The sequence below is a fragment of the Psittacicella gerlachiana genome (assembly GCF_003585965.1).
GTDB lineage: Bacteria > Pseudomonadota > Gammaproteobacteria > Enterobacterales > Psittacicellaceae > Psittacicella > Psittacicella gerlachiana.
The window spans coordinates 1-17,584 of the sequence record NZ_NRJF01000185.1; the positions used below are offsets into that span (position 1 = coordinate 1).

General features: G+C 31.5%; 15 protein-coding genes. 8 read left to right on the forward strand and 7 right to left on the reverse strand.

Annotated elements, in window-relative coordinates:
* Positions 1-80 precede the first annotated feature (80 nt).
* The 4 genes from gmk to CKF59_RS06145 all read left to right on the forward strand — a co-directional run bounded on the left by gmk (position 81) and on the right by CKF59_RS06145 (position 4,185).
* Positions 81-662: a guanylate kinase gene (gene gmk / locus CKF59_RS06130; RefSeq protein WP_119535067.1), complete on the forward strand. Its 582-nt coding sequence runs from the start codon at positions 81-83 to the stop codon at positions 660-662.
* A gap of 125 nt (positions 663-787) precedes the next feature.
* The gene (gene rpoZ / locus CKF59_RS06135) at positions 788-1,369 is read left to right on the forward strand and encodes a DNA-directed RNA polymerase subunit omega (RefSeq protein ID WP_119535068.1); all 582 of its coding nucleotides are present in this window, start codon (positions 788-790) and stop codon (positions 1,367-1,369) included.
* Positions 1,370-1,471: 102 nt separating this feature from the next.
* A complete protein-coding gene (locus CKF59_RS06140; RefSeq protein ID WP_119535069.1) occupies positions 1,472-3,607 on the forward strand; it encodes an ATP-dependent DNA helicase RecG in 2,136 nt (711 codons plus the stop codon).
* Positions 3,608-3,609: 2 nt separating this feature from the next.
* The gene (locus CKF59_RS06145; protein ID WP_119535070.1) at positions 3,610-4,185 is read left to right on the forward strand and encodes a hypothetical protein; all 576 of its coding nucleotides are present in this window, start codon (positions 3,610-3,612) and stop codon (positions 4,183-4,185) included.
* Between the two features lie 207 nt (positions 4,186-4,392).
* Here the strand turns inward: CKF59_RS06145 and CKF59_RS06150 are convergent, their stop codons facing one another.
* Entirely contained in the window at positions 4,393-6,072 is a 1,680-nt protein-coding gene (locus tag CKF59_RS06150) for a ShlB/FhaC/HecB family hemolysin secretion/activation protein (protein WP_119535071.1), read from the reverse strand.
* A gap of 520 nt (positions 6,073-6,592) precedes the next feature.
* On the opposite strand from CKF59_RS06150, the gene ribH reads away from it, so the two are divergent.
* From ribH to CKF59_RS06170, 4 genes are all read left to right on the forward strand, one after another.
* The gene (ribH, locus tag CKF59_RS06155) at positions 6,593-7,066 is read left to right on the forward strand and encodes a 6,7-dimethyl-8-ribityllumazine synthase (RefSeq protein WP_119535072.1); all 474 of its coding nucleotides are present in this window, start codon (positions 6,593-6,595) and stop codon (positions 7,064-7,066) included.
* Positions 7,067-7,083: 17 nt separating this feature from the next.
* Positions 7,084-7,572, forward strand: coding sequence for a transcription antitermination factor NusB (gene nusB, locus CKF59_RS06160; protein WP_222985642.1), 489 nt, complete (start codon positions 7,084-7,086; stop codon positions 7,570-7,572).
* A 30-nt stretch (positions 7,573-7,602) separates the two neighbouring features.
* Positions 7,603-9,288 (forward strand): glutamyl-tRNA reductase, encoded by a 1,686-nt coding sequence (gene hemA, locus CKF59_RS06165; protein WP_119535074.1) that lies wholly within the window; start codon positions 7,603-7,605, stop codon positions 9,286-9,288.
* 64 nt (positions 9,289-9,352) lie between these two features.
* The gene (locus CKF59_RS06170; RefSeq protein ID WP_119535075.1) at positions 9,353-11,362 is read left to right on the forward strand and encodes a transglycosylase SLT domain-containing protein; all 2,010 of its coding nucleotides are present in this window, start codon (positions 9,353-9,355) and stop codon (positions 11,360-11,362) included.
* A gap of 155 nt (positions 11,363-11,517) precedes the next feature.
* Here CKF59_RS06170 and glmU read toward each other — a convergent pair whose 3' ends face one another.
* The 6 genes from glmU to cysS form a co-directional block, all read right to left on the reverse strand.
* On the reverse strand, positions 11,518-12,906 hold the full coding sequence (glmU, locus tag CKF59_RS06175) for a bifunctional UDP-N-acetylglucosamine diphosphorylase/glucosamine-1-phosphate N-acetyltransferase GlmU (protein WP_342767815.1): 1,389 nt from the start codon (positions 12,904-12,906) through the stop codon (positions 11,518-11,520).
* Between the two features lie 63 nt (positions 12,907-12,969).
* Entirely contained in the window at positions 12,970-13,482 is a 513-nt protein-coding gene (gene tpx / locus CKF59_RS06180; RefSeq protein ID WP_119535077.1) for a thiol peroxidase, read from the reverse strand.
* Between the two features lie 160 nt (positions 13,483-13,642).
* Entirely contained in the window at positions 13,643-14,035 is a 393-nt protein-coding gene (rpsI, locus tag CKF59_RS06185; RefSeq protein WP_119535078.1) for a 30S ribosomal protein S9, read from the reverse strand.
* Between the two features lie 16 nt (positions 14,036-14,051).
* Positions 14,052-14,480 (reverse strand): 50S ribosomal protein L13, encoded by a 429-nt coding sequence (gene rplM, locus CKF59_RS06190; protein WP_119535079.1) that lies wholly within the window; start codon positions 14,478-14,480, stop codon positions 14,052-14,054.
* A 304-nt stretch (positions 14,481-14,784) separates the two neighbouring features.
* Positions 14,785-16,122: a TolC family protein gene (locus tag CKF59_RS06195; RefSeq protein WP_119535080.1), complete on the reverse strand. Its 1,338-nt coding sequence runs from the start codon at positions 16,120-16,122 to the stop codon at positions 14,785-14,787.
* Positions 16,123-17,541, reverse strand: a complete 1,419-nt coding sequence (gene cysS / locus CKF59_RS06200) for a cysteine--tRNA ligase (protein ID WP_119535081.1) — start codon at positions 17,539-17,541, stop codon at positions 16,123-16,125.
* Positions 17,542-17,584 lie beyond the last annotated feature (43 nt).

A 17,584-nucleotide genomic window follows, 5' to 3' on the forward strand; every position in this document is an offset into this window, starting at 1 on the left:
ATACTTAACTACTTTATTTAAATAAATATTCTTATACAGTATTTGCTTACTGTAAAAGTTCGTCAGATTGATTGTAACTTATGACAGAAAAAATTAAAAAAGGTCATTTATTTATTATTTCTGCGCCATCGGGTGCTGGTAAAAGTACCTTAATTACAAAATTATTAAAATCAAATCTTGCGTCTAAATACTATTTGTCAATCTCGCATACTACCCGTCCAGTTAGACCTGGCGAACAACACGGGGTTCATTACTTTTTTACCAATATAGAAAACTTTGAAAATTTAATTCAAAATGATGAGTTTTTAGAGTATGCTGAAGTATTTGGTAACTACTATGGTACTTCAAAAAGAATTATCCGTGAAAAGTTAGAACAAGGAATAAATATTATTCTTGATATAGATTGGCAAGGTGCACGCAACGTTCGCAAACAATTTCCAGAAGCTATTTCTATTTTTATCTTACCACCAAGTATTGAAGAACTAAAACAACGTCTTCTTAATCGTCAAACAGATTCATTAGATGTAATTGAAAGACGTATGGCTAAAGCTGAGAATGAAATGGCACATAAACATGAGTATGATTATGAAATTTTAAATGATGATTTAGATCATGCTTATGCCCAATTTGTACAACTTTTAGAAAGTTACGCAAAAAAATAAGTATAAAAAATACGAGTATATTTTTTATAAATATGATATACTTAGTAGTTGTTCAGTATAACTGAAAAATCAATGTATCTTTTTTATACATGTTTTAAAAATGTTTTTCATGTTAGAGTAGGCAAATGCAAGATAACAAAACAGTAAACATTACTCAAGCTTTAAAAAAAATCCCTAATCGTTTCGAACTAATCGCAGTAGCTGCTCGTCGTGCAAGACAAATTCAAGAATACGAAGCCGCAGTTGCTAAAGCGGAATCTAACTACAGAAACACTTCAACTTTAGTTTTAGCTCAAGCTCGCGTTAAGGGCGGAAAAAATGGAGCTAAAGAGAGTAAAATTGAAACTCAATTAAAAGAGTTACGTAATAACCCTATCAATATCTTTGTAGATAACTCAGTTACAAAAGATAAACCTACGGTAGTGGCTCTTCGCGAAATTCAAGAGGGTTACGTTAATAAAGAATACTTAGATCGCAAAGATATATTCGATCAAATTCAAGATCAAACAAATTCATTTGAAGAAGTAGATAATCTTTTACAAGCAACAGATGATACTTTTGATGAAGAAACTTTCAAAAGTTTAAAAGATGACTTTAAAACTTTTAAAAATGAACATGAAGAAGAATTTGATGACGAGATAACAAGTGATTTCTTTGACGTTGTAAGTCCGTTTGACGAAGACTTCGAAGACGATGATGATAAATAAAAAAAGAGAGCCCAAAAGGGTTCTTTTTTTTATTTATCTTTTTATTTACTTATCTCTAGGCTTATTTCAAATAAGTCATGAAGATTTTATATAACTTTTTATATGTCTAATTCATTATATTCTATACCAATTGAAAAAATTCCAGGAATAACCAAAGCAAATCTTCCTAAATTTAAAGAGAATTTACATATAAATAATTTAGGGGAGCTACTAATGTATCTCCCTCGTAACTATGAAGATCGCTCGCAAATTTTCACTTTACCAGAAATTATTCCTGGAAATAAAGTTTGTATCCGTGTCAAAGTAACAGGTAAATATAAAAAAGAAATTAGTCGTTATAATTTACGCTTAGTTGTAAATGCTGTAGACCCAACTGGAGAGTCTATTCTTATTACTTTCTTTAGTGCAGCTTCTTATTATGACGAAAAAATAGAAGTTGGAGAAGTTTACACCTTCTTTGGAACTGTTGACTTTAATAGATTCGGACAAACAGCATATAAAATGAATCATCCAGAATTAGTTAACGAGATGGGTTCAAATAATGAATCTGCATTAACTCCTATCTATCCTAGTACTGCAAAACTTAAACAATACACTATACGTAAAGTTGTTAACAACGGCTTAAAATTTCTTGAGCAGACACCACTAGATAATCTCATTCCTAAAAATGGTTATCCTTTGATCCCATATCTAAGAACACTAGGATCACCGGTAGAATTTCTAGATATAAATAATTTAGACTTCACCGAAAGTCTTAAGTTTATTCATAATCCACCAAAAAATATAAATTCTCAGGATATCATTGAAAGAAAAAGTCCATACTTAATTCGTCTTATTGCAGAAGAAATTCTCGCAAAGCAATTAGCCCTCATTGAATCTAAAAAACTTCTACAAACCATTAAAAGTGTTAAGATTAATCCTAACTTAGATTTTGCTCAAAAAATTATCGATAATTTACCTTATAAATTAACCAATGCTCAATTTAGAGCTTTTAATGATGTAGTTAGAGATTTAGCAAGTGGTAAACCTATGCTTCGCTTAATTCAAGGTGATGTAGGATGTGGAAAAACTATGGTTGCCTTACTAAGTATAGCTCATCTTGTATCTCAAGGATTTCAAGCAGCCATGATCGCTCCTACAGAAATTTTGGCTCAGCAATTGTTTGAGAATATTTCTCAAACCTTAAGTCCTTACGGCATAAATGTTGTCTTTGTAAGTGGAAGTTTAGGTATAAAGGCGCGTAGAGAAATTGCTCATGCGGTTAAATCAGGAATAGCTCAAGTTGTGATTGGCACTCATGCTGTCTTTTCAGATTGGCTCGAATATCACAATTTAGCCCTTGTAGTTATTGATGAACAGCATAGATTTGGCGTTGAACAAAGATTAGCTATTTCGGCAAAACAACCTAATTTTAAAATTCATACGCTGATGATGAGTGCAACTCCTGCACCAAGAAGTATAGCTATGACTATTTATGCTAATCTAGATCTATCAATAATTGATGAGTTGCCACCAGGAAGAACTCCTGTTGAAACCTTTTTGATTAGTTCAACCAAACGAGCTCAATTAATTAATCGTATTCGCTATGTGATTAATTATGAAAAAAGACAAGTATATTGGGTTTGTGTATTAATCGAAGAAAATGAAAATCTTAATGCTCATAGTGCTTTTGAAGCTTTAAATTTACTACAAAGCCAAATGCCTGAAGTAAGAATTGGCTTGATTCATGGTAAATTAAAAGATCATGAAAAAGAACAAGTTATGCTTGCCTTTAAAAACAATGAACTCGACATGCTAGTCGCAACTACGGTTATTGAGGTTGGCGTTAATGTACCTAATGCTTCAATAATGATAATTGAAAATCCAGAAAGATTAGGTCTTTCTCAAATTCATCAGTTAAGAGGAAGAGTAGGAAGAGGAAGTGTTGAATCATTTTGTGGACTACTTTATGATTCAAGCATCTCAAAAAGCACTAAAAATCGTTTAGAGATCTTTACTCGTACTAATGATGGTTTTATCATTGCAGAAGAAGATATGAAATTACGTGGAACTGGTGATATTATAGGAACCAATCAGTCAGGTGAAATGCAATTTCTTATTTCAGATTTAATCAAAGATAACCTAATTGCACAAACTATTGGTGAATTTGCCCAATCTCTCTATCTAGAAGAACCAGAGTTAGCTCAGCAAATCATCCAACGTTGGAATGCTCGTAAGCAAGATTACGTTTTAGCTTAAATATGCAAAATTTAATATCTTTAATCGAAAATCTAGAATCAGAACCTAAGTTACAAGAGTTTACAAATTGTTTTTCTTATTTAAATAGTTTACAACAATTGGATAAAGCACAAATTGCACTGTTTGAAAAAATAAGTAAAGCTCATGGGATTAATTATGAACAAAGTATTACTAAATTAATAGAACAAGTTGACAATTGCTTGCCAAAAGTAGAGGTTAAGTTCCAAGAAATTTATAATCATCACCTCCTAAGATTTGTTCTTCTCAAAAATAAACATAACTCAATAATTTTAGAAGGCTATACTTTTCTTGACCTTTCTCAAGATCTCCAATTATCACAAACTCTAACTAGTTTATTATATGAAAAGATCCAAGTTCCTTTAGGAATTTGGTTATTTCAACAAGACTTTACTGCAAGTGATTTTCAATATTTTGTAATTAATGATCATCAAATTCTACGCTTGAGATCATTTTTAATAAATTGCAGGCAGTATGTACATAAAGATATCTTTACTACTTTACACCTAGTTGAAATATTTAATTTAAGCAATTTTAGTCCTTATCTTGAACAAAAGTAAAGTATATTAGGGGTTATACAAAAGTCATTTCGATTTTTCGATAATACCTTCTCTTTTAGTTTTAAGATAAATAATTTGCCTAAGAGTATATAAATTACTTTTGTGTGTACTGATATTATGCTCATAAAAAAGATCCTCCGTACTTTATAATAAAGTTCGGAGGATCTTTTTTATTGATCTAACATACAATAAAGTATGTCTATTAAATTACCAACGGTAAGAAGTTGTAAACCAAACAGAGAATTTACCACGACCGTTGTCTTCACCTTTCAGACGGTATGCACCATAAACATCAGCAGACCAATCTTTATAAGATGTACGTAGACCTAAACCGGTAGAAGCGATAACTTTGTGGTTTTTACCATCAAAGTTCTTAGTTTGGTTGTAGTAATAATCTACTGGACCATTGTTGTAACGTACCCAACCAGCATCTACGAAACCATAACCTTTAAGATCTAAGTTAGGAACACGTACAAAGTTCGGAGTGATTAACTCATTTTTAATGTATGCACCTGAGTCACCAGAACCATTTGAGTCACGGAAACCACGTACATCATTTGAGAATAATTCAGAGTTAACTAAGTGTTTATTAGACCATTGTCCTTTAACTTGTGTAACCCAAGTCCAGTTTTGAGGTAATGCTAGTTTGAAGTTAACAAACGCAGTCCACCAATCTGAGTATTTCTCAGCAGTTACTAAACGACCACCATCAACACGTAATTTATTAATGTTGTCAGTACCTAAGAAACCTGCGTAGAAGAAGTTATACTTAGCAGAGAACTCAATATCTAAACCACGGAATGGTACAATTTTACCAGTAAATCCTAAGTTAAATGGAGAGATATAATAAACAGAGTTGCTACTTGCTAAATTTAAGCTGTTATAGCGAATATTTGATTCACTTTTCAGACGTTTAAATGTATAACCAGCTTGGAATTTAATTTGGTTTGAGTAAGCCCAGTCAAAGTGTGGTAAATAGTATGACCAGTTTAAAATACCTACATCACCGACACCGTTCACGTCATAGAAAATAGTGTTACTATTATCATATGGCACATCATTTTGGTTTGTAGATGAGTGGAATAAAGACACATCTAAACGTTGGTGTGCTGCATAGAATGGAAGTGAGTAGCTACCACCAAATGCAAAATAACGGTCAAAGTTTTTAAGGTTAGTTAATAAAACTACATTTAAAACATCATCTCTACCAGTTAAGTTCGCATTTAAATAACCAGCCATGAAACGTAGATAATCAACACCTTTATCTGTAGATGAGTTATCTAATGAAACATAACGTAAAGTTTTACCACGAGGAGCAACTACGTTAACGTTAGCTACAATTGGTTTACCAGGTTGTAACTCATATTCAACTTGTGTAAGTTTTAATGGATTTTCTACAGCCATAGTTAATTCACGCTCGTCAACCCAAGGACGACCAGCAACGAATTGAACCCCTTCTTTTAATGAAGGTAATGAATTACGTACGTTTTCTTGTGAATAACCAGGAGCTGAACCATAATTAACTTGACCAGCAATGAAGTTAACATTATAAACAACAGTACCGTCAGCAATTCTTTGGTTAGGTAAAGTTACGGTAAATACACCTTTAGCGTCAGCATTTAAAACTTCTTGAAGTTTTAAACGAAGTTCATTTAATTTGCTAACGGTAACATTATTTCCAGTGTACTCTTGTAATAAAGTAACTAATTTTGCTCTTACTTCTGGTTTAATGTAAGAAGAGTCAGTATAACCAGTTAAGTTATAACGGCTAACTGTGAATTGAGCTTCAGTTGCACTTGTATTAGCATAAGTAGAAGTTGCAACCGAACCTACACCTAACAACGAAACTGCTAATAAAGCTGAAGTTAATTTATTTTTAAATTTCATATGTTTGTTATTGTGAAAACAATTCAAAAGAGCAAATTAAAAAATTTGACTTTTAATCATTATTACTTTTTATACCAGCAATCTTAAGCCGAGTATACCCAGATAACAACTAACCTAATCCTAAGTTAAATTTATGCTCTTAATTTTGAGTAAAGTTAATTAAGAGACTTTTTTATAAAGCATTCATATCTAATTATATACTATAAGTGTAAAAAATAAATATAAAATTTACTCAATCTCTACTAATATTTACCCCTAAAAAGCAAAATTTTATTGCAAATCATAAAAATCAAGCTTACGCTTGAATAAAACTCATCTATAATTCAACAACTTAACCAAGAAGATAAGAATGATTCAACTTTAGCCCTCATCTTAAAATTTTTCTATCAGGATCTTAAATTATCTTAGATAACCCCAATTTAACTTATGGTATAATTTAATCCCAATAACATTGGTGCAACTATGCACTAAACTTCGTAAAATTTTAACGTTCTTTTAGATCTTTATTGAGTATTAATATATGTCAGTACAAACTTTAAGAGGTTATTTAAATAACCCAGAAATCAAAGTTGCAATTATTCTCGCAGAATTCAATGATTTTATTACTAACGCTTTATTAAATGGAGCATTAGAAACTTTAAAATACACCGGTAATGTAAACGAAGATAATATTCTTGTTGTACGTGTACCTGGTGCTTATGAAATTCCTTATACCGCAAAACAATTAGCTCTTACCGGTAAATATGATGCAATCATAACTTTAGGAGCGGTTATTCGTGGAGCGACTCCTCATTTTGATTATGTTTGTGGTCCTATGTCTTCACAAATTATGAATATCTCCTTAGAGACTAACACTCCTATTTCATTTGGAGTTCTAACTACAAACTCAATTGAAGAAGCTATTGAACGTTGTGGCACTAAAGCTGGAAACAAAGGAATTGATGCAGCTAACGTTGCTTTACAAATGTACAATTTAAAAACTCAAATTAAATAATGAGAGAGGCTGTCAAAATGTCTAAATATGTTACATCAAAACGTCGTGTTGCAAGATTAGCAGCAGTTCAATGTATTTATACATGGACACTAAATAGAATCTCTCCTCAAGATATTGTTTACCAATTCTTAGAGTTTCACGCTGAAAATCAAGCTGAGCTTGATATAGATTTAGATCATTACCGCAATTTATTCTTCCATACTGTAAGTAATATTAAACGTATTGATCAAGAAATTGCAAAATTTTCTTCACGTGAAATAACTCAACTTGACCCAATAGTTTTAGCTATTCTTAGAGTTGCAACTTATGAGTTAACTTCTAAATCAGTATTACCTGCAGTTGCAATCAATGAAGCCATTGAAATTACTAAAGCGATTGCTGGTACAGGTTCTTATGCTTTTGTTAACTCAATTTTAGATAGAATTAAAAATCATCTTGTTGACAATGAACCAGCATTTGAACTTGAGAAGTCTGACGATAAAGACGAGAACGACGTAAACATTTAATATCAAAATAAAATTGTATAAAAGTTTATTATGTCTTACTTTGTAATTGGCTCAAACTATGAGTTAGCAGATACTAGTTTTAGTTCAAAAGTTGCTTTTTTTCACGAAAAAATGACACAATTACACCATGAACTCCTCGCTCATGGTTTAGCCGATTGTGCCTTAATCATATCAACATGTAATCGTTCTGAAGTTTTTGTTTATAAACGTGAAGTAGACAATCTTACAGATTGGACTACACAAATTAGTAATAGTGTCTTAAAAATTCATAATCTTAGATACCAAGATTTAAATAAGTTTTATCTTAAAGCTGATCTCGAAGCTATTGAACACTTATTTAAAGTAGCTTGTGGATTAGATAGCCTTGTTCTTGGAGAACCACAAATTACGGGACAAATCAAAGATGCTATGAACTTTACCGAAAAGTTTTATCAAACAGGTAACCTTAAGATTCCTTCTGAGTTTTATAAATTACTTGATGAAACTTTTGCTTGTGCCAAGGAAGTTAGAACAAAAACCACTATAGGTAAATATGCTGTCTCTATAGCATACATGGCTTGTAAGATTGCTCGTAATGAACTTAATTCCCATCATGGTAATAAAATTGTCTTGGTTGGAGCTTCACAAACTAACTTACTTCTTGCACGTCACCTAATTCGAAATGGCTTAACTAACATTGTTGTGGTTAATCGTAGTCTTGAAAATGCAAAAAACTTTATAAAAGAGTTAGGTTATGGCACTTATGTAAGTTTTGAGCATTTAATTCAAGCATTGCAAGGAAGTTCTCTCGTTTTTAGTTCTACTAGTGCAGATGATTATATTCTCACTTATCAATTAATTGAACAAATCCAAAAACTTAATAGTTACAATACTTGCTTATTCTTTGATCTAGCCATTCCTAATGATATAGATCCTAGTATTACTCAAATACCTGGAGTACGTTTATATAATCGTGATAATTTACAGTTCATGGTTGAAGAAAACAAGCAAAAAAGAGTTCATGCTGTTGACCATTCACTACCAATTATTAAAAAATATATAAATCTATATCAAGAGCATAATCGTATTATTCAAGGAAATGATATTATCGTTGAATATCGAAATGCAGCTAATCAACATAGAATTAATTTATTAAATGAAGCCAAACAAGCTATTCTTAAAGGTGAGGATATAGAATCAGTTCTCGAAAACTTTTCAGTAGCTTTAACTAACAAAGTGTTACATACTCCAACTTTAATTTTATCTTCATTTATAAAAAATGGGCAAACTTGCGAACTTAATACTATTCAAGACTTTATAGACCGTAGAGATAGAGAATCATTTTCTGAAGTCCTAGAAGATACTTTAAGTAAAGATATCTTCAAAAACACTTGTTGTAAAAATGATCCAAATTGCAAACAACTTGAATACGGAGCACCTATAAAATCTTCTAGTTTTATAGATATTTTTACTCAAAATAGGGGAAATGAATCTGTTTCAGGCTGTCCTATAGCTCATAGCGATAACTACAATCAACAAGATCCTTTACCTAAATCAGAGAGTAAATGTCCTTTTCACCAAAATGACAACTATGATTTAAGTAAAATGCATGGCATTATAGTGCCTTTTGACTTTGATTTTTCTGAAAATCAAGAATTAAATATGCTTGTTCAGGTTTGTGATGAGCAAAGTGTTGATGAAAAAATAGGTCTAGTAAAATTTATCCCTAAAAAATAGCTGCTTAAAAAGCGGCTATTTTTTATATAATATAACCTCTAGGTATTAGCAACTTTTAACAGAAATGAAAAAACACATTATAAAAACAATAACAACAATAATTTGTGGCACTGCTCTTTCAACCAATCTAGCTTTAGCAACAGGAATTATCAATACTAAAGATCTAGAACCAGCAAACAAACTTTCATTAAATACAACTCAAACTATTCTTTATCAAAATACCCTTGAGTTTGTAAATAATCTCAAAACTTTAGATACTGAGAGTAAATTCGAACTTGAAACTCGTTTAGAAGCACTAAGAAATTATATTCTTTATCCAATTATCTTAACCAATGTTATCAAAAAGTTTCCTGATGATTTCCCTCTAATTAAATACATTGATTATTTAAATACTTATTTTCCTAAGACAAATTTCACTAAAGATACTATTGATCGTACCTTTCTTTATTACAGTAATAATGAAGATTTTAATTCTATAAATCTAAATGTAGAAGTCTTAGGAAAAGATTATCCTTATAATCTTACCTCCTTATGTGCAATTGGCAATAGTGAACTAAACTCAGGAACTCAATATGATAAACTTGAATTAAGTAATATCTTCAATCAAGCACTAGCCCAAAGATATATTAACTCTTGTTCTTCATTTTTAAATGCTTATGTAGATAACCAGCTTATAAATGAAACTAATACTATTGCAATTAAAGATTTTATTCTAAATAATGCAACAACAAGTCGGATTAATTTAATAAAGCGCTTGGATAAAATTACAAGTTTGAATTATCAAAATGCAAGTTTAGCTAACTATGCAATTACTATTGTCGAAAATCCCAAAACTATTTTAGAGAACAACCATACTACAGAAAAAGATCTTCTTGAAATAGACAGTAGCAATACCCGTAATTTAGCAAGTAAATTTGGTTTTAAAAATGATCAAGATCTATTGAGTTTTATAGATCTTGTAAACAGCTCTCAAGCTTCACCAGCTATCAAAAAACAAGCTATTGCCGAATATATTGAAATAAATTACTATAAAATTTCTGCTGATTTAGTTAAACAATATATCACTACCTACTATACAGATAGAACTCTTGAACAATCTATTCGTAGAGCTATCGCAAGTAAGCAACCATACTTACAATATATAAATCTACTTTCAGTAGATAGACAAAATAACTCAGAATGGCTTTATTGGAAAGCTAAAGCTATGCAAGCAAGCAACCCAAGACAAGCGAAGCAATTACTTGAACAAGTTCTTAATCAACCAGGATTTTATGGACTATTAGCTGCAAAAACCTTAGGTAAACCATATAAAGTAGTAAATTCTATGGTTTATAGTCTTGATAAGGCTCCAGATTTACAAAAAGAATTTTCTTGGTATGCCGAGGCAATAAAAGAAGCTAATAAATTAAACGATACTAACTTAGCTTTATATATTTGGAGAAATTTTGAGGTAGATAATAATTACACAGGATTGATCAACTGGTCTTACCGTAACAATCTTTATTATCTAGGAGTTAATAGCTCTATACGTCAAGGGTTAAGAGAAAATCTCGCTGCTCGCTTCCCAAATGCTTATGATCATATCTTTGCAAATACCACTAAGAATCTCTTAGTTTCAAAGACTTTTGCTCAAGCTATTGCCCGTCAAGAATCAGCTTGGAATTACAATGCTAAATCTAGTGCAAACGCTTATGGTTTAATGCAGTTTATTAATGCTACAGCTGCAAGAACAGCAAAAAATATGGGTATTGACTATACCGGAGTTTCTAATCTTTATAACCCTGAATACGCTATTAATTTAGGTAGTTATCATTTATCAGAATTATTAGAACAAAATGACAATAATCGTATGCTAGCTGCTATTGGTTATAATGCCGGTCCACGCCGTATTAGTCAATGGCTCAACAACTCTAACGGACAGTTAAACTTTGATGAGTTTGTAGCCACTATTCCATTTAATGAAACTAGAAATTACGTTATGAATACCTTAACCTTTGATTACTACAGTCAAGTTTTACAAGGTTATAAAAACCCCGTAATTTTTTATGATAGTGAATGGAATCGTAAATACTAAGATCAATTTCTATAAATTACTACTTTGATCAATTTTAACTTTTTAATAATTCCATAAATACTTTAAAAACCATATACAAAGTCCCCCACTAAAATTTAATTTTAGTGAGGGACTTTATTGCAATTGAGCTTATGAGCTAAACTTTATTTACCCTATTATTTTTTCTTTTGTGGTCTTTGCCAATCAACTTTAGTAATGGTTTCTTTTTTATTTAACACTAAAGCAGATTCAAGTACATCTTTTACAACTGTAGTTCCAGCAGCAATGGTTACTCCATCCGCTAATTTAACCGGAGCAACTAATTGACAATCAGAACCGACAAAAACATTATCACCAATAATGGTTTTAAACTTGTTAGCCCCATCATAGTTACAAGTAATTACGCCTGCACCTATATTTACATCGACTCCAATTTCAGAATCACCTAAATAAGTTAAATGATTAGCCTTTGAGCCTTTACCAATTTTAGTATTCTTAGTTTCAACGAAATTTCCTACTTTTGTCTTATCAGCTAAAATAGAATTCGGACGTAGTCGAGCAAATGGACCTAAAGCACAATTATTTCCAACTTGCGAATCTTCAATAATAGTATAAGGCTCTATAACTGTATTATCTCCAATCGTTGCATTTTTAATAATACAACCTTGACCGATACGTACATTATTACCTAAAACAACTTTACCAAAAAACTGGCAATTAACATCAATATCACAGTCTGTACCAAACTCTAGCTCTCCGTGCAGGGTAATAGAGCTAGATACAACTGAGTGTAAAATTAATCCTTGTTCTGTTAATTCTTTAATTTTGATTTGATGATAAAAATCTTCCAATTGTGCTAATTGATATTTATTATTTGCAGATGATACTTCTTTAGGATCGGTAGTTACTGAAGTAATTTTCTGTCCTTGTTGATAAGCTAACTTAATAATATCCGTTAAATAATATTCATTTTGAGCATTATTATTATCTACTTTAGCTAGTAAATTTTGCAGATTTTTCGCACTTATAACAAGAATACCTGGATAAACTTCTTTAATTAAACGCTGTTCAGCAGTTGCATCTTTTTCTTCAACAATTGATGTGATATTTGAATTATGATCTCTTACTACTCTCCCGTAACCAAATGGATTATCTAGGATCGTGGTCATTAGAACAATGTTAGATCCACTTTGATATTGGGCAAATAGTTTTTCTAAGGTACTAGCCTGAATTAAAGGATTATCCGAAAACATTAACACCGTTGGCAAATCTTCTTCAATCAAATCAGCAGCTACTTTAGCAGCATGAGCTGTACCTAATTGCTGATCTTGATATGCCCATACGATATTTTTTCTATCTTGGAGATGCTCTTTTAAAAGATCACCTTTATAGCCATAAACCAAATAGTTTCTTTCAGGATTAAGTTTATCTATTTGATCTAAAATATGCTTGATCATAGATTTTCCTGCAACCTTATGCATAATTTTAGGAGTCTCACTCTTCATACGAGTTCCTGCACCAGCTGCTAAGACAATACTATAAAATTTAAAATCTTGCGTCATCATAGTAAAAAACCACTAAGTAATAAATACTTAATGGTGTTAAATCTTTTTATCTAAATTAATTTATTATAATAATTCTTTTACAGCTTCAACAGCTTTATCAAAATCAACTGCTTCTGTAATCTCAGGTGATAACTGAACGTATTTAACATTTAATTCTTTATCTAATACCACCACCGCACGTGCTGATAAACCTGCTAAAGGACCTTCTGCAAGTTTTAAGCCTAAACTCTCAAGAGTTTCAGGATGACGGAAAGTAGAAACTGTTTCTACATTATTTAAACCTTCAGCAGCACAGAAACGACCAGCAGCAAATGGTAAGTCTGCAGATACACAAAGAACTTTTGTCCCTGTTAAGTTATTTAAAATTCCATTAAATTCGCGTACTGACATAGCACATACACCAGTATCAATTGATGGGAATACATTTAAAACTACTACTTGACCAGCATAATCTTTTAATGATTTATCTGCTAAATCTTTGGTTGTGAATTTTAAATTTGCTAAATTATCACCAACTGCTACTAACTTATCACTAGTTAAAGCAACATCTGTACCTTGGAATTTTACTGTAGTCATTTGTAACTCCTTGTGTAAAATATTATAAATTCCTTTTAATATTATACAACAAAGATCGAAAATTAACAGTATAACAAGCTATTATCAGCAATTATAATAAATTTTATACAATAAAAAAGAGCCTGCCATAAGCAAGCTCTTTTTTATTATTGATAAAATATTAACGTTTAGAGTATTGTACACTCTTACGTGCTTTAGTTTTACCAACTTTTTTACGTTCAACTTTACGAGCGTCACGAGTTACGAAACCAGCTGCACGTAATTCTTTACGGAATTCTGGATCATACTCTAATAAAGCACGAGTTAAACCTAAACGAACAGCACCAGCTTGACCTGAAATACCGCCACCTTTTACAGTTACATATAAATCAAATTTATCTGATAAATTTAAAAGTTCTAAAGGTTGTTTAACCACCATTACTGATGTTTCACGACCAAAATAAGCATCTACATCACGGTTATTTACAGTGATTTTACCGCTACCAGCTCTTAAGAAAACACGAGCTGAAGAACTTTTACGACGACCTGTACCGTAGTATTGTTTTTCTGACATCTAATCTATTCCTCTATTAAAGTTCTACTGCTTTTGGATTTTGAGCAACGTGTGCGTGTTCAGCTCCAGCGTAAACTTTTAGTTTGCGGAACATTTGACGACCTAGTGGACCTTTCGGTAACATACCTTTAACTGCAATTTCAATTGCTGCTAATGGGTTACGTACTTGTAGCTCTTCAAAAGTAGCTTGTTTAATACCGCCTGGGAAACCAGAGTGGTGGTAATAGATTTTATCTGATGATTTGTTACCAGTTACTTTAATTTTAGAAGCATTGATAACTACAATGTAATCACCAGTGTCAACGTGTGGAGTATACTCAGGTTTATGTTTACCACGTAAACGAGCTGCGATTTCAGTTGCTAGACGACCTAAAGTTTTGCCATCAGCATCAACTAATAACCATTCGCGTTTAACTTCTTGTGGCTTTGCAACAAAAGTTTTCATGTAATATTTTTTCCAAATTAAAATTTAACCTTGACTAACTAAGAATTTCAATTTTGTACGGCAATCAACTACGACCACTGAGTACTATTGATCATTAATAATCAGTCTGATTAGACTTAGTCTAATCTGCCATTGGTGGGAAAACCAGATGCAAAAAGGTTGTTGATATTATATCTAAAAATTCTTTAATTTGCAGATTATTTTAATTAATTATTAATTCTGCATAAAAATTGGATTCATGTACTCATGAATCCATAATTAAATTACTCAGATATTATAAAGAAATTATCTTAAAATTGCAAGATTAATTATCAATTTTTATTTCTTCTTTTGTCGTTAAAAGTTTTGAAACTTCAACAATATCATCTTCAGTTAAAGTACCTGCAAGAATTTTTTGTTGCACTACTGCCGTAACATAATCAAACTTCGCACTAGTTAAGCTTTGCTCAACTGAATAAAGTTGGTTCACAGCATTAATTAAAGTCGTAATTGAAGCAGTACCAACTCTATAAGCAGCTTGGGTAGCATTATAAGCCTTACGTGCTGAAGCTAATGAGTCTCTATATGTATTAATGATCTCTTCATCGTATCTTATAGATTTTAAATTCGTATTAAATGAATTTTTAGTCTCTAAGTATGTTTGATCATAGCTATAAGATGATTGGGTATATAAAGATTTATAATATTTACTACTATTATAAATTTTTCCACCTTGGAAAATAGGAACTGTTAAAGTTACCGCAACTTGTAATCTATCTAGACGATGAGCAGCACCCCAATTTCTTTCACCATATTGGATGGTATTACTGCTACTGTTTCCTAAAGAAGCTGATAAAGATAATGTTGGTAGATAAGCAGCTACAGCTACTTTATGGTTAAGTCTTGCTAACTCTTTAGTCATAGCTAAAGATTTTAATGATAAGTTATTTGTAATATCATTAACATCTTCTGAATAAGATAATTTTGGAGTATTCTCTCCAAGAGTATAAAACTCAGTTAAATCTACATCCTGTCCCACAACTAAACTAAAGTTTGATAAAGCTGTTTCTAAAGTAGCTTTAGTTTGAATATAAGTAGCTTTTGCAGAGTTTAGATTAGAACTTGCTGTATCGAGATCAGAAGCTGAAGCTAATCCTGCTTTATATCTTGTATATGAGTTTTTATATACTTGCTCATAGTAGCTTACTTGATTTTTTGCGATGTTCATGTTCGCATTTGCCGTTAGTACGGCAATATAACGTGTAATCACACGGTTAATTAAATCTTGTTTAGCGGTTATGTAAGTAATTTCTGCTTGTCTTTTGGTCTTAGCAGCCACATCTAAAGAATAAAATGCAGACATACTAAAAATGTTTTGGCTTAAAGATAAGCTTACAGTAGACAAATAACTCTGTAAGTTACGATCTGCAGAAAGATTTCTACTTAAAGCCCAGTTATAAGTAAAACCTACACTTGGTAATACATTTGCATAGTTAGTATTTGCATTAGCAATACTTCCTTCTAAAGTAGCCTTAGCACTTTGAAATGTAATATCATTATTCAATGCTAGTTTATAACTTTCCTCTAAAGTTATAGCAGAAACATTGCTCGCAAATAAAATTGCTAAAGCACTAGTTACTGTAGCCAATCTAAATTTTTTCATTTACTTTTTTACCTTCCATGTATATCCATTAACCCCGTCTTCTACCACAATATTAAGACGGTTTAATTCATCTCTTACAGCATCAGCAGTTGCCCAGTCTTTTGAAGCTCTTGCTTGTGCACGTTTAGCAATTAACTCTTCAATATAAGCAGAATCTACTTCTAAATTTGCAGTGTTTTGGAAAAAGTCATCAGTAGATTTAAATAAAATTCCAAAGACATTACCTAAAGCTCTTAAAGCTTGAGCTAAGCTTACTTGTAATTGACGATCTTGAGCTGTATTAATTGCTGTAACTAATTCAAATAATACGGCTATAGCTTCAGGTGCATTAAAGTCATCATTCATAGATGTCGTAAATTTATCAACATAAACTTGGGCACCAAACTCAGCTTTAATTTCTGAAGCCGTATATACTTTATCAAAAGGTACATCACTATTACCTTTCAAAGCTGTATATATTCTCTCTAAAGATTTAGTTGCGATTTCTAAATTTTCAGTAGTATAGTTTAAGTCAGAACGATAATGAGCACCAGCTAAGAAAAATCTTACCGCTTCTGGTTCATAATTTTCTAGTAAAGTGCGAACTGTGAAAAAGTTATTTAATGACTTAGACATTTTCTCTTTGTCAACCATAACCATGCCACTATGTAACCAATAGTTAGCAAACTTATCTCCAGTTGCACAACAAGATTGAGCTATCTCATTCTCATGATGCGGGAACATTAAGTCGTTTCCACCAGCATGAATATCAAAATGAGATCCTAAATACTTATTACTCATAGCCGAACATTCAATATGCCAACCAGGTCTACCTTGTCCCCATGGAGAATCCCACATAGGTTCACCTGGCTTAGCCTGTTTCCACAGCACAAAATCTAAACTCGAATGTTTATTTTGTGATATTTCTGTACGAGTTCCAGTCTGTAACTGATCTAAAACTTGACGAGATAACTTACCGTAGTCTTTAAATTCATCAACTTTGAATAATAAGTCACCATCAGAATTTTGATAAGCATAACCTTTAGCTTGTAATTCCATACACATTTTAATAATTTCAGGAATTACTTGACTTGCTCGAGGTTCAACATCAGGATGTAAAACATTTAAACCATCTAAATCTTTATACATCTCTGTAATCATACGTTCAGTTAAACTATTAAAAGTTTCGTTATTTGCATTTGCTCTATTGATAATTTTATCATCAATATCAGTAATATTTCTAACAAAAGTTACCTTATAACCTGCAAATCTTAAATATCTATTTATCGTATCAAAAGCAACAAATGTTCTACCATTACCTGCATGGATGTAGTCATATACGGTTGCACCACATACATACATTTTTATTTGCCCAGCTTCTATAGGTTTAAATGTTTCTTTACTACGAGAATAACTATTATATAATTTTAATTCTGACATATTAGGTTTAACTTAAGCACTATTACTTTCACATACCCTAAGC

What these genes read in the sequence shown, in the direction of transcription:
- rpsI (WP_119535078.1), bottom strand. Translation starts at nt 14,035, where the DNA reads ATGTCAGAAAAACAATACTACGGTACAGGTCGTCGTAAAAGTTCTTCA.
- gmk (WP_119535067.1), top strand. Translation starts at nt 81, where the DNA reads ATGACAGAAAAAATTAAAAAAGGTCATTTATTTATTATTTCTGCGCCA.
- hemA (WP_119535074.1), top strand. Translation starts at nt 7,603, where the DNA reads ATGTCTTACTTTGTAATTGGCTCAAACTATGAGTTAGCAGATACTAGT.
- CKF59_RS06170 (WP_119535075.1), top strand. Translation starts at nt 9,353, where the DNA reads ATGAAAAAACACATTATAAAAACAATAACAACAATAATTTGTGGCACT.
- tpx (WP_119535077.1), bottom strand. Translation starts at nt 13,482, where the DNA reads ATGACTACAGTAAAATTCCAAGGTACAGATGTTGCTTTAACTAGTGAT.
- nusB (WP_222985642.1), top strand. Translation starts at nt 7,084, where the DNA reads ATGTCTAAATATGTTACATCAAAACGTCGTGTTGCAAGATTAGCAGCA.
- glmU (WP_342767815.1), bottom strand. Translation starts at nt 12,906, where the DNA reads ATGATGACGCAAGATTTTAAATTTTATAGTATTGTCTTAGCAGCTGGT.
- ribH (WP_119535072.1), top strand. Translation starts at nt 6,593, where the DNA reads ATGTCAGTACAAACTTTAAGAGGTTATTTAAATAACCCAGAAATCAAA.
- rplM (WP_119535079.1), bottom strand. Translation starts at nt 14,480, where the DNA reads ATGAAAACTTTTGTTGCAAAGCCACAAGAAGTTAAACGCGAATGGTTA.
- cysS (WP_119535081.1), bottom strand. Translation starts at nt 17,541, where the DNA reads ATGTCAGAATTAAAATTATATAATAGTTATTCTCGTAGTAAAGAAACA.
- CKF59_RS06145 (WP_119535070.1), top strand. Translation starts at nt 3,610, where the DNA reads ATGCAAAATTTAATATCTTTAATCGAAAATCTAGAATCAGAACCTAAG.
- CKF59_RS06140 (WP_119535069.1), top strand. Translation starts at nt 1,472, where the DNA reads ATGTCTAATTCATTATATTCTATACCAATTGAAAAAATTCCAGGAATA.
- CKF59_RS06195 (WP_119535080.1), bottom strand. Translation starts at nt 16,122, where the DNA reads ATGAAAAAATTTAGATTGGCTACAGTAACTAGTGCTTTAGCAATTTTA.
- CKF59_RS06150 (WP_119535071.1), bottom strand. Translation starts at nt 6,072, where the DNA reads ATGAAATTTAAAAATAAATTAACTTCAGCTTTATTAGCAGTTTCGTTG.
- rpoZ (WP_119535068.1), top strand. Translation starts at nt 788, where the DNA reads ATGCAAGATAACAAAACAGTAAACATTACTCAAGCTTTAAAAAAAATC.